General features: G+C 57.4%; 11 protein-coding genes. All 11 read right to left on the bottom strand.

Annotated elements, in window-relative coordinates; all coding sequences use genetic code 11:
• Nucleotides 1-80: 80 nt before the first annotated feature.
• The gene (gene dprA / locus M516_RS0109685) at nt 81-1199 is read right to left on the bottom strand and encodes a DNA-processing protein DprA (RefSeq protein ID WP_035289560.1); all 1119 of its coding nucleotides are present in this window, start codon (nt 1197-1199) and stop codon (nt 81-83) included.
• Nucleotides 1200-1353: 154 nt separating this feature from the next.
• Complete coding sequence (sucD, locus tag M516_RS0109680) at nt 1354-2283, bottom strand: succinate--CoA ligase subunit alpha (protein WP_029098935.1); 930 nt, start codon at nt 2281-2283, stop codon at nt 1354-1356.
• Nucleotides 2284-2363: 80 nt separating this feature from the next.
• The gene (gene sucC / locus M516_RS0109675; RefSeq protein ID WP_029098934.1) at nt 2364-3524 is read right to left on the bottom strand and encodes an ADP-forming succinate--CoA ligase subunit beta; all 1161 of its coding nucleotides are present in this window, start codon (nt 3522-3524) and stop codon (nt 2364-2366) included.
• Between the two features lie 188 nt (nt 3525-3712).
• Nucleotides 3713-4768 carry a hypothetical protein gene (locus tag M516_RS0109670; RefSeq protein WP_029098933.1) on the bottom strand — a complete coding sequence of 352 codons (1056 nt, stop codon included), beginning with the start codon at nt 4766-4768 and terminating at the stop codon, nt 3713-3715.
• 42 nt (nt 4769-4810) lie between these two features.
• Complete coding sequence (locus M516_RS0109665) at nt 4811-5704, bottom strand: AlbA family DNA-binding domain-containing protein (protein WP_029098932.1); 894 nt, start codon at nt 5702-5704, stop codon at nt 4811-4813.
• Nucleotides 5705-6120: 416 nt separating this feature from the next.
• Entirely contained in the window at nt 6121-6435 is a 315-nt protein-coding gene (locus tag M516_RS0109655) for a YbjQ family protein (protein ID WP_029098930.1), read from the bottom strand.
• A gap of 283 nt (nt 6436-6718) precedes the next feature.
• A complete protein-coding gene (locus M516_RS25200; protein ID WP_152523379.1) occupies nt 6719-7060 on the bottom strand; it encodes a hypothetical protein in 342 nt (113 codons plus the stop codon).
• 210 nt (nt 7061-7270) lie between these two features.
• A complete protein-coding gene (locus M516_RS0109645) occupies nt 7271-7720 on the bottom strand; it encodes a YhcN/YlaJ family sporulation lipoprotein (protein ID WP_029098928.1) in 450 nt (149 codons plus the stop codon).
• 302 nt (nt 7721-8022) lie between these two features.
• Nucleotides 8023-9372, bottom strand: a complete 1350-nt coding sequence (locus tag M516_RS0109640; protein ID WP_029098927.1) for an MFS transporter — start codon at nt 9370-9372, stop codon at nt 8023-8025.
• Nucleotides 9373-9464: 92 nt separating this feature from the next.
• Nucleotides 9465-10271, bottom strand: a complete 807-nt coding sequence (locus M516_RS0109635; protein ID WP_035289398.1) for an enoyl-CoA hydratase/isomerase family protein — start codon at nt 10269-10271, stop codon at nt 9465-9467.
• A complete protein-coding gene (locus M516_RS0109630; RefSeq protein ID WP_029098925.1) occupies nt 10271-11833 on the bottom strand; it encodes a class I adenylate-forming enzyme family protein in 1563 nt (520 codons plus the stop codon). The genes M516_RS0109635 and M516_RS0109630 overlap by 1 nt, the downstream gene beginning before the upstream one ends.
• Between the last annotated feature and the right edge of the window lies 1 nt (nt 11834).

Below are 11834 nucleotides of genomic sequence, written 5' to 3'. Positions count from 1 at the left end.
TCTCCCCTATTATTAAATATGCTTATCCGATTTGTCAAACACCTGCAAGGCCTGATGCTGCGGGAGGAAATCGGCCGGGGTCACCTTCTGGCGAAATAGCCTCCGGGCAAGCTGACAATGAAGCCGCCTGTTTCCAGCGTAAGCAAGGTCTGATGCAGCCGCTGCCGTTCCGGCGGCGCGAGCGCATCGGCCAGCTCGTCGGCGTGGACGGGCTCGCAGCCGATCAGCGCGAACACGTTGCTTTCCTCTTCCCCCAGCTTGGCCCCTCCTTCACCGGCAGGCTGACGGTCCGTGACAGGCTGCGCCTCCGGCCATGCACCCAATTCCTCCAGCACATCGGCCGCGTTTGTTACTAGCTTTGCACCTTGTTTCAGCAAGTTATGCGGACCCGCGCTCACCTCGGAAAAAATCGGCCCGGGGACGGCAAACACCTCCCGCCCCTGCTCCAGCGCACAATCGGCCGTAATCAGCGATCCGCTGCGTTCCGCCGCTTCCACGACCAGCACGCCGAGGCTCAGCCCGCTGATGATCCGGTTTCGCTCGGGAAACAGGCCCGGCTTCGCCGGAGTCCCCGGCGGATACTCCGAAAGAAGCAGGCCGCAAGACCCAATCTCCGCGTAGAGCGGCCGGTGAAACGCGGGATACACCTGATCGATGCCGCAGCCCATCACCCCGACGGTCGGAGCCCCGGCGCCGAGTGCCGCCTGATGCGCTTCGGCGTCAATCCCGTACGCCAGGCCGGAGACGATCACCATGCCGGCTTCGGCCAACTGTTTGACCAGGTGGCAGCACGCCGCCCGTCCGTACGCGGTCGGTTTGCGGGCGCCCACGACACCGATGGCCGGCCGCTTGAGCAGCGACACATCCCCTTTGTAAAACAAGGCCAGCGGCGGGTCCGGAATGTGCCTGAGCAGCGGGGGAAACTCGTCTTCCCAGAAACATACGAACGAGATGCCGCCGCGGATTCGTTCCCGCTTCGCCGCCAGCACGGCGGCCGGCGCAAGCGCATCGGCCCATGTCTGCGCCTGTCTGGCACGGACGCCGCTCTCCTCAGACACCGTCTCCCAGTTGACCGCCGCTTGCGCGAACGATCCCCAGCGCCGGTACAGCTCCCGCAGCTTTTTTCGCCCCAGTCCGTTCAGCCTGATCATCGCGTACAGCCAATCCCGCTCTTCCAGTCGATCACTTCCGCCCTTCACCCGACCGCCTCCCGTCTTTTCCTGTTTGTCCGGCTGCATCTGCCGAGACGTTTCGCCTGCTATTGTACACGGAGACAGCGGCGGGTACAAAAAAAGAAAGAGGGCAAGCGTCCATGCTTGTCCTCTTTCGGCACGCGAAAACCGGCCGGATTGATTACTTGTTCATGACTTTTTCCAGCAGACCGCGCTCTTTCAGCACTTCCACCAGCGTTTCGCCGATGACCGCCGGCGTTTTCGCCACGCGCACGCCGCACGCTTCCAGCTTGGCGATCTTCTCGGCTGCCGTTCCTTTGCCGCCGGAGATGATCGCACCGGCGTGGCCCATGCGTTTTCCCGGAGGAGCGGTTTGACCGCCGATAAAGCCTACAACCGGTTTCTTCATGTTGGCCGCGATCCATTCAGCCGCTTCTTCCTCGGCGGTACCGCCGATTTCCCCGATCATGATGACCGCTTCGGTATCCGGGTCTTCGTTAAACAGTTTCAGCACGTCGATGAACTCCATGCCTTTTACCGGGTCTCCACCGATACCGACGGCCGTGGACTGACCGATACCGCGGGTCGTGGTTTGATGTACCGCTTCGTAGGTCAGGGTACCGGAGCGGGATACGATGCCCACTTTACCCGGGGTGTGGATGTAGCCCGGCATGATGCCGATTTTGCACTCGCCCGGCGTGATGATGCCAGGGCAGTTGGGGCCGATCAATTTGGTCTTTTTGCCTTCCATGTAGCGTTTCACTTTCACCATGTCGAGAACCGGGATGCCCTCGGTGATGCAGATGACCAGATCCAGTTCGGCATCGACCGCTTCCATGATGGCGTCGGCCGCGAACGCCGGCGGAACGTAGATGACCGACGTGTTGGCACCGGTTGCTTCTTTTGCTTCCGCTACCGTGTTAAATACCGGAACCGAAACGGTGCTGCCGTTGTCCAGCGTGAAATCGACAACCGTGCCGCCTTTGCCGGGAACTGCCCCTGCAACCATTTGGGTGCCGTACTCAAGTCCGCCTTTGGTATGGAACATACCGGTTTTACCGGTCATGTTCTGGGTGATTACCTTTGTATGCTTGTTCACGAGAATACTCATCGCGTAAATGTCCCACCTTTTTCATCGCGTATAGATACTTCTCGAAAATGTCTTTTCACCGGTGCGTCCGGAACCGTTCGTTATTGAACCAGCGCTACGATCTTCTCAGCGCCGTCTGCCATGGAATCGGCCGCCACGATGTTGAGCCCGGATTCGCTGAGGATTTTCTTGCCAAGGTCCACGTTGGTGCCTTCCAGACGGACAACCAGCGGACGATCCAGTTTCACCTGTTTCGCAGCAGCGACAACGCCGTTTGCGATGACGTCGCATCTCATGATGCCGCCGAAGATGTTGACAAAGATTCCTTTTACTTTCGGGTCTTTCAGGATGATCTTGAACGCTTCGGTTACCTTTTCTTCGGTAGCGCCGCCGCCCACATCGAGGAAGTTGGCCGGTTCGCCGCCGTAGAATTTGATGATGTCCATGGTCGCCATGGCCAGGCCAGCGCCGTTTACCATGCAGCCGATGTTGCCGTCCAGGGCGATGTAGGAGAGGTCGAATTTGGACGCTTCGATCTCTTTTTCGTCTTCCTCATCCAGGTCGCGCAGCGCGACGATCTCAGGGTGACGGAACAGCGCGTTGCTGTCGAAGTTCAGCTTCGCGTCAAGCGCCATGACTTCGCCGTCGCCGGTAACCACGAGCGGGTTGATTTCGGCGATGGAGCAATCTTTTTCGACAAATGCCTGGTACAGGCCCATCATGAACTTGACGGCTTTGTTTACCAGTTCGTTCGGAATATTGATCGCAAACGCCAGCTTGCGCGCTTGGAACGGCGTCAGGCCGGTAACCGGGTCGATGACTTCCTTGAAGATTTTTTCCGGCGTGCGGGCTGCCACTTCTTCGATTTCGGTACCGCCCTCTTCGGAGGCCATCATGACGACGCGGCCTGTCGAACGGTCAACCACAAGACCGACGTAGTATTCCTTTTTGATGTCGCAGCCCTGCTCAATCAGGAGGCGTTTTACCTCTTTGCCCTCCGGACCGGTTTGGTGAGTAACCAGAACCTTGCCAAGAAGCTCTTGAGCATATGTACGGACTTCGTCGAGGCTTTTCGCCACTTTTACCCCGCCCGCTTTACCGCGGCCGCCGGCGTGGATTTGCGCTTTCACGACGACAACCTGCGTGCCCAGTTCCTTGGCCGCTTCCACCGCTTCATCCACGGTGAACGCCACGCGCCCTTCGGGAACCTTTACACCGTACTGCTTCAGTATCTCTTTGCCTTGATACTCGTGAATGTTCATTCTCCATCCTCCTAATGGCAAATAAAGATCGGCAGGTTCGCCCCGGCACAAGGTTTTTCGGCCAGTCACAAAACTGCCTTTATCAGTGCAACGTAACTATTCTACGACAAAAATCGCAAAAGTGGTAGTGATATTGACATGTTCTCTTCTATCGTGACCAGAAGACGGAAATTTCATGAGGATTCGGCTTACTTTTTTGCCCGCAAAACGGTCAGCAGTTCGTCGTCCAAGCGCTCGTGGGCATACCAGGTGTCGTTGAAGCGAATGTGGCGGTCGTAGACGTGCACGGTCACTTCGCTCTCTTCGACGGAAAAGATGAGGCGGTAGCGCTCACTGCCCGGCGACTTCGGCTGACCGGCAAGCGCCACGCCGCCTTTTAGCAGCCGGACGCACTGATGCGCTTTCCCCTGCTCCACCGTCGTTTCCGTCGCGCTTTGCTCGACAGACGCCACGCGTGCGTCCCCGGACGGCTCCACGCGGATTTTCGACGCCTGAAACAGCCTGTCAAACGCATCACCCGCCGTCCGCCGCGGCGGCAGCCATTGGGTGAGCTGCGAAAACAGCGAACCCTGGATGCTGTAGTAATGGGTTTCCCGGCCGAACGGAATGGACACCAGTGTCGGCGTCAGCATGGTGATGTGCAGGGAGCGTCCCCCTGTATCGATGCGCAGCCGGTAATGCGGATACAGCGGGTACTGATCGATTTCCTTGTCGCTCAGCGGGGTCGCGGCCGCAAGCACCCCCTGGAGAAATTCCGCCTGGGTTTTGCCGAGCGTAACCGTTTGGCCCAGGTCTTCGGCGGAGACCACCGCCGTTTGGACCGCTGCCGGCAGCAGCCCTTTTCCCGCCTCCCGATGGATCCATTGGTAAAAGCGGTCGGCTCCTGGCCCGCGATAGGTATTCTCTCCGTACTGGCTTGCCTGCTTGCCCACTTCCACCACCAACGGGGCCAGCTTGTGCCGGTAGAGCACCAGCGTATAGCGTATCTCGTCCCGCTTCAGGGGCTGCGGGGAAACCTGCAGGTCTTTTCCCTGCTCGGGAAGTTCCTTGAGAAATTCGTCCAGGGCGAGGGGGACTTCCTGACCGTCCGTGGAGAGCACGGTTACCTTTTCCACGGCTCCCAGATCGGCGTCCAACTGCTTTTTCATGTCGGACTCCGTTCCTTTGACGCCCTCGGAGCAGCCGGCCATCAAAAGACCGGCCATCAGTACCGGAAACACATACGCACGCAAGGTCCTTTTCATGCAGGTATCCTCCCATCGTGTTCGCTGGCTTGGCAGACGTTCCTACAAAAGCCCCAATCGACGGCTGATTTCACTGCCCAATTTGCGCTTGACGTATATTTCGCCGATCTGGTGCGGGTCCTTCACGATGACCGAGCGGTTGTTGGTGCGAATCGCGACGTATTTGTCGCCGTTCTTGTCCAATCCGCAAACCAGTTCGGAGCCCACCTCGACGAAGATGGCCACGACGTATTTGTCCTGTACCTTTTTTAATGAAATCTTTGGAAACGGCGAAAGAAACGGTGTCGTTTTGTCCTGGATGTACTGGGTGATGGCCAGCAGGTACTTGTCCGGGTCACCGTACTGTTTCAGCTCGTGGTTGACGCCGATGATCTCGCCCTCGTCGGAGATGCCGAGGAACAAGTTGCCGTTGTTGGAGTTGGCGAACGCCACCACCGATTTGATGATGCCGCCTTTGGACAAGAGAAAATCGCGCTTGAATTCGATCATGTCGTTTTCGCCAAGCTGTGCGGCGACCACCGGATCGTCCACGCGTCCCAAATGGCGGAAGCGGCTGATCGCTCCCAATCGGTAGACGTATTCCTCAAACACGTCGGCCGCAAGCGAAAGGTCGTCCAGAAACGCGTTCGCCTTTTGCCACAGCTTGTAGGTTTGCGGCGAAAAACACATGTCGAACACTACGGTGCTTCCCAGTGACCTGATGTTCATTCCGATCGCGGCCGGCTGAGCGGGCGCAGGCACATACGGCTGCCCGCTGTCCACTTCCAGCACGCCGCTGTACAGCAGGTAGTCGAAGTAATGGCGCGGCAGCCAGGCGTTCGCCTTCAGCAGTTGGCGCACCGGCTGGGGCTGCTTCGACAGGTGGTAGAAGTCAAAATGCACGGTGTGTTCTTCCAGCTTTTTGACGACAGCCAAAAAGGTACAAAAGTGGCGCATGATTTCCCTCATTTTGGATGCGGTAGTTCGCAGGTCTTATTTTATCGCAGGGCTCCAGGGCTTGACCAGTTTTTTTCTCCCATGGGGCCGGGGCGTGGGGTTGTGTCCCACTGCCAGCCGATGACGGATTGCGCCCGGCGCTTCCGCCGTTTTTTCGGAACGGCCTTGCCGCCGCCCCGCTTTCATCTGGTCCTGGTTCTTTCGTAGGATGAGCTGCTGCGTCAACGGGAGTCCGTCTCCCCTTGTGCGATGCGAGACGTTTCCGGCGGCGCTGTTTATTTGCGGACAATTTCGAAAACATCAATTCTCTTGTTAGAATAGTATTGCCAACCAGTCGGAGTAAAGCATTTTTTTGCTCCGCTTGTTTTTGCTCTCCCGCTTCGCCCCAAAGAGAAAGCCGGGCAGACGCCCGACTGTCACTTCACCCGTACCGCTGTTCCCGTCGCGATCACCATCATCATGCCTTCGCGCAGCGTTTCGAAGTCCAAATCCACGCCGATGATGGCATTTGCCCCCAGGGCTCTCGCTTTCTCCGTCATTTCCCGGATCGCCAGTTCCCTGCCTTCGGCCAGCTTGTTCTCGTACGCCCCGCTGCGGCCGCCGATGATGTCGGTGATGCCCGCCAGAAAGTCGCGGACCACGTTGGCCCCCAAAATCACTTCGCCGCTGACAATGCCCAGATACTCCTCAACGTCTTTGCCCTGCAAGGTGCTGGTGGTTGAAATGAGCATGTGAATGCCTCCCCCTATGGATCATGTTCGATTTCCTACTACTATTACGGTTGGGGCCGCGGTTCGGTTGCACACTATCCCCACGCAGCGCCGGAAGGGCTATTCCTCTCGTCCTCCACAGAAGCGGCGTGGCGCAGGTTTTGGCGTTTTGACACGGCATCCGAGACGTTGGGGACCTGCTTTCGCTTGCGAACCCCGCTTACCGTACCTGTGGGCTGTCCTCCTGCCGCCGTTCGTTCGCGGCCACGTCCGCACGCTTTCCTTTTCTGCTTCCCCTTGCAGGTTACGATTGTTGCTGTTGTTGTTGCTGCTGTTGTTGTTGCTGTTGTTGCTGTTGCTGGCTATGACCAAGTGCTCCTTCTTGCAGATCCTGTTTGGATTCCTGGATAAATTGATTGATTTGCTGTTTGGCCGCCTGATTCTGCTGTCCCTGCTGCTGACAGGGCACGGCTGGTGGCGCCATTTGCTCGCGGGTCTGCTGCATCGCCTGCTGAACGTCCTGCGGTCCATGCTGCCGGGCTTCGTTCTGCGGCTTCTCCTGCAGGCCAATCCCGGGAATGTCCGCCCCGGGATTGCTTACGAACAGATCGCTGAACGGATTCTCTTCTTCCCGTTCGTGATTCATACGGATCCCTCCTTGTCCATGAACAGACAGACATCGTTTTCGCTACAGAGCGTATTCGTCAAATCGCGGCCGCCTATTGTCGGCCGTTTCACCATTCAAGGGTAAACGTGATCCATCCGGCAGAATCCCGGCAGCCAATTGCCGCGGGAGGAGTGGCCAACCGAAACAAACAAAGTGAAGCCCTCCTCATTTGAGAAGGGCCATGCCGCATTATCCCTTCATCAGCTTTTCAATCCGTTTCAGGTTTTTCTTCTGTTTGCACGCTTCCTCCTGCTGTGCCGACCACGGCGTTTCGTACAGCTTCTGCAGTTCAGCCATGATCTTTTTGTCGGAGGAAACATGGACCTTTGCCTGGGGAAACGCGGCTTTCAATTTTTGCGCCACTTCTTTTTCAATGGATTCCAATCGGAGGCGATTAAAGTTGCTCACGTGGATGGCGACGTGCAATTCCTTGTCGATGTGCACGGCAACCGCGTGGTCAATGCCGTCCACCTGTTCCGCAATCGATTTCGCTTGTTGCTCCCCATCAAAATGGCGGATCGGTGTCGGGTTGCAAAGAGGATCTTCTGCCGCAGACTTGGCTTTCGTCTCCGGTTTGGATGGCTGGGTACAGCCGGTTACCAGCAGGAACAGGGACAACACACAAAGCAAGGTACGCAAATCAAAACCTCCCCCATTTCAAATCGCATACCCATAACCTTTCCCTGAATTCCTTTTGTATGAGTAGAAAATCTTGCATTACCGGCTGCTGGAGCGGTGTCGGTACCCACGCGGCCGATGGCCCTGTGACGCAGTCAGACCACGGGCGAACCGTGTTTTGGTGAACGGTTCTGCCGTGGTCTTCTCTTCGCGCCTCCACCATATCGGCCAAGTCCAGTCCGTTTCCCCTCCGATACGCTCGGCAAGTTTTTTCCACAGATTTTGTAACCGGTTTCATTTTCATGAAAGAGTAGTCTCAGCTTTTACTGAAAATTGCCCTTCGTTTCCGGGATGATCAGGCTGCCTACCAGATACAAGAGGAAGAGACCAATGGAGAAATACGCCAGGTAAAAGGGAATTTCCGACGTTTGACCGCTGGCCATCGTTACGAACGTGGGCATCATCCCGCCGATGGCAAAGCCCATGTTCCAGGACAGTCCGGTACCCGTCGAACGAATCGCCGTCGGGAACCGTTCGTTTAAAAAGATCAGGACGGGCGCGTACGAGGCGTTCCCGAGAAACGCCAGTCCCATGGCATAGAGCGCAATCCGCGACAAATCCTGGGCGGCTGCCAGTTCCGTATACAGGTACGGAAGAGCCATCAGATTCAGGATCCCCAGAAGAACAAACGTTTTCTTTCTGCCGATAATGGTGCTCAAATGACCGAGCACGACGGAAGCGATGATGGCAGAAATGCTGCTTGCGGCAAGTATCATGGAGGATGTCGTTTGCGGGACATGGTTGATCACGTTCAAAAAGGTGGGCAGATACCCGGAGGTCAAGTAGTACGCTGATCCCCCGCCAATCACGATCAACAAATTGACCAATAAAACCGGCAGGTATTTCGTAAACACCATTTTCACCGGCGACTGCTGGCCTGCCGGTTTCGCTGCCTGCTCGTTCTTGTGCTGCACCCAGAGCGGTGATTCTTCCAGCATGCGGAATACGAACAGTCCGAGAACGGAGCATAGGATGCCGGTAAAGAACATGAAGCGCCAGCCCCACTCGCTGAATGCCTCGCCGGGAAACAGGCTGGACAAGACGAAATAGACGATGGAAGCGAGCAGCGCACCAAGACCGGCACCGCCTCCGCCGACAAGACCGGACATCAGGCCGCGCCATTTCTCCGGCACGGATTCCGTCCCGATCGTATGCGTGGAGGCGACGACCCCGCCCACGAACACCCCTTGAATGAGACGAAGAATAATGAAGAGAATCGTTGCAGCGGCGCCGATGTGAGCGACCGTCGGCAGTACGCCAAACAGCGCGGTCGAAATCCCGACCCCCGACACGGCCACCACCATGGCCCGTTTTCGGCCGTTGCGATCGGCATAGGAGCCAAACAGCGCCGAACCGAACGGACGCAGCAGCAGTGTCACGGCAAAAGAAGCGTACACCGCCGCCAAGGAAAGCGTGGGATTGTCTGCCGGGAAAAACAGCTTCCCCAGCACCGGCGTAACGTACAGCAGAATAAAGAGGTCGTACAAATCCAACGACCATCCCAAAAGGGAGGCCAAAACGGCCGTGATCATCTGCTTTCTCCCGACCGCTGCCGGCGGCCGTCCTTGGAGAGAAGAAACCCGCTGAACCTGCGTTTCCGCATTTGCACTCATACGTGACCCACCTTTCCGCAACCCCCAAAATGTCAACAGTCATATGGAAACTTCAGGAAGCGGCGTGAGGCCCACTCCCTGAAGTCGTTGGCTTATTCCCCTGTGAAGTTCGGTTTTCTTTTCTCGTAGAACGCTTCCACCCCTTCACGGAAATCGCTCGTGCTGCGCAGCATGCCGTACGCATAGCCCTCGATTTCCAGACCGGCGCTGAGGGGCCCTTCCTGCGAAGCGTTCAACACCTGCTTCAACACGCGCATCGCCAGCGGCGAGAAGCGGGTCAGTTCCGCTGCAAGCGCCTCTACCGCGGCATCCAGTTCCGCTTGCGGCACCACCTTGGTGACAAGTCCCCACTGGTAGGCTTCCTCAGCCGGAATCCGACGCGCGCGCATGATCATGTCCTTGGCCCGGCCCAGTCCGGCGATTCTCGCCACGCGCTGTGTACCGCCGCTTCCCGGGATCATACCCAGGTTGATTTCCGGGAGCGCAAGCAAGGTGGTATCCGACGCGATGCGGAAGTCACACGCCATCGCAATTTCCATCCCGACCCCGAAGGTATAGCCCTGCAGTTGGGCAATGACCGGCTTGGGCGAACGTTCCGGCGCGGCCACGCATTTATGCAGGTAGGAAAGCTCTTCCGGATGACGCTCCAGGAATCCGCGGATATCGCCTCCGGAGGTGAAGGCCTTGTCCCCGGCGCCCTTGATAATGATCACGCGCACGTCGTCGTCCCTGTTTACGTGGTCGAAGATTTCACTCAGGTGAGAGCGGGCGATAAAACTGACCGTGTTCATTTTCTCCGGACGGTCCAGAATAATGGTGGCCGTCTGCTTCTCCTTGTTCTTTTCCACACGGATATGGTCCCACTGCGTTTCATAAACGGTTTGATTGGTGATTTGCATCAGGATGCACTCTCCTTCATCATGGGTTCGGATTGGGTATACTCGCCGGATCGCAGCTTGCGGCGCAGTATTTTTCCAACAGGGCTTTTCGGCAGTTCGGCGACCCAGACGTATCGGCGCGGCCTCTTGAAGTTGGCCAGATCCGGGCTTTCCTTGCAGAAGGCGTCCAGCTCTTCCACCGTCAGGGAATGATCGCTCGGGACGACAAAAGCCGTAACCACCTCGCCCCAGCGTGAATCAGGCAATCCCACCACGGCGACCTCGGACACTTTGGGATGCTTGGCGATCACATCCTCCACTTCGATCGGGTGTATGTTTTCTCCGCCGGAAATGATCATGTCGTCGACCCGTCCGACCACATACAGGTCACCGTCGCTGTCGATCACCCCCATATCCCCGGTAAAATACCAGCCGCTGCGAATCGCTTTCCGGTTCGCGTCCGGGCGTTTCCAATAGCCTTGAAACGCTTCAATCGACGCAAGATTGACGATGATTTCGCCAGGTTCGCCGACCGCGACGACATCGTCCGGCGTCGATTTGCCATCCGGATCGGGAACAACGACCCGAAGCTCCTGATGGATGCCCGGCTTGCCTGCGCATCCCGGTTTTTTGTCCAGATAGTCGCACACGGAAAACGTATACACTTCCGTGCTGCCGTAGTGGTTGACAAAGACGTCCGGCTTCAATTCCCGGAAGCAGTCCTGCACCAATGCGGTCGTCATGGCGGCTCCGGCATACCCCAGTTTGCGCAGTTTCGACAAATTGTACTTTTTAAAATCCGGGTGATATAATAAATCGTGCAGAATCGTGGGTACCAGATAGACACAGGTGATTTCTTCCTTCTCCAGCACCTCAAGGGTCAGTTGAGGGGCGTAATCTGGTATCATCACGATTTTCCCGTTGAGGAAAGCCATCGATAGGAGGGAGCGGATGCCCATCGTGTGATACAGGGGCATCACGCCTATCGTGCTTTCCTTTTTTTCATAGCGGTTCTGGATGATGTGGGCCATGGCGGCTCCGTATTCATTTTTATGGGTACGCGGAACCCCTTTGGGCCGCCCGGTGGTTCCGGACGTGTACAGCATGAGACAGTAGTCGTCATCCGAGATGCTCGGCTTTGCCCAATCGGCACTTTCGCTGGCGGCCAACTGTTCATACGTGACCTCGGCGCCTGCGGCTCCCAGCACGCCGATTCTGATCGAGCTCCACGAGGCAGTCGCCTGCAGCACCGCCTCCTCGGAGGCGGGCTCATACACCACCGCCTTCGCCTCCGCGTCCTCGATGCAGTACCGCACCTCTTCCGCCGAAAGCCTGAAATTGATCGGCGTGAATACGGCCCCGAGCTTTTGAACAGCCCAGTACAGCGCGCTCATTTCCAAGCGATTCTTGAGAACGAGCACAATCCGATCCCCTTGGCCGATCCCCAGCGACTGCAGACCGGCCGCAATGTTCGTCGTAAGCTGGTCGAACTCCCTGTAGGTAAACCTTCGCTCGGCTTCCACAATCGCGGTCCAATCCGGATGCCGGGAAACCGCGAACTGAAAAAGGCTACCCAAATCCATA

The sequence above is a fragment of the Brevibacillus thermoruber 423 genome (assembly GCF_000454065.1).
Lineage (GTDB): Bacteria > Bacillota > Bacilli > Brevibacillales > Brevibacillaceae > Brevibacillus > Brevibacillus thermoruber.
Note: the sequence above shows the minus strand (reverse complement) of the source record. Positions and strands in the feature narration are given on the sequence as shown.

Excerpts from the sequence above, each read along its gene's own strand:
- M516_RS0109655 (WP_029098930.1), bottom strand. The coding sequence starts at position 6,435 with ATGCTCATTTCAACCACCAGCACCTTGCAGGGCAAAGACGTTGAGGAG.
- M516_RS0109640 (WP_029098927.1), bottom strand. The coding sequence starts at position 9,372 with ATGAGTGCAAATGCGGAAACGCAGGTTCAGCGGGTTTCTTCTCTCCAA.
- sucD (WP_029098935.1), bottom strand. The coding sequence starts at position 2,283 with ATGAGTATTCTCGTGAACAAGCATACAAAGGTAATCACCCAGAACATG.
- M516_RS0109665 (WP_029098932.1), bottom strand. The coding sequence starts at position 5,704 with ATGCGCCACTTTTGTACCTTTTTGGCTGTCGTCAAAAAGCTGGAAGAA.
- sucC (WP_029098934.1), bottom strand. The coding sequence starts at position 3,524 with ATGAACATTCACGAGTATCAAGGCAAAGAGATACTGAAGCAGTACGGT.
- M516_RS0109670 (WP_029098933.1), bottom strand. The coding sequence starts at position 4,768 with ATGAAAAGGACCTTGCGTGCGTATGTGTTTCCGGTACTGATGGCCGGT.
- M516_RS0109635 (WP_035289398.1), bottom strand. The coding sequence starts at position 10,271 with ATGCAAATCACCAATCAAACCGTTTATGAAACGCAGTGGGACCATATC.
- M516_RS25200 (WP_152523379.1), bottom strand. The coding sequence starts at position 7,060 with ATGAATCACGAACGGGAAGAAGAGAATCCGTTCAGCGATCTGTTCGTA.
- M516_RS0109630 (WP_029098925.1), bottom strand. The coding sequence starts at position 11,833 with ATGGATTTGGGTAGCCTTTTTCAGTTCGCGGTTTCCCGGCATCCGGAT.